Consider the following 275-nt stretch of genomic DNA (forward strand, 5'->3'; position numbering starts at 1 on the left):
TCATGCTGTTCGGGTCTGCAATTCTGGGGTTTATGCTCGCTCTTCCCCTCGGATTGCTTCAGGTGACTGGCCCATGGTGGTTGAGCTGGCCAGCGAAGGCGTTCTGCACCGTCATCCGGGGAACACCGTTGCTGCTGCAGCTGTGGCTGCTCTATTACGGCCTTGGTTCGCTGTTCCCCTCCATTCCCGGCATTCGCGGCTCCTTTATCTGGCCTTATCTGCGCGAGGCATGGCCATATGGACTTGCCGCGCTGACGATCTCTTTCGCGGCCTAT

Annotated in this window: 1 protein-coding gene; it reads left to right on the forward strand. The window is 58.9% G+C overall.

The genetic code is table 11. The annotated features are described in order from the left end of the window. A partial coding sequence (locus R0J92_RS22905) for an ABC transporter permease subunit (RefSeq protein WP_411053358.1) occupies nucleotides 1-275 on the forward strand: 275 nt, incomplete at both ends.

Source organism: Tritonibacter sp. SIMBA_163 (assembly GCF_046535935.1).
Classification (GTDB): domain Bacteria; phylum Pseudomonadota; class Alphaproteobacteria; order Rhodobacterales; family Rhodobacteraceae; genus Epibacterium; species Epibacterium scottomollicae.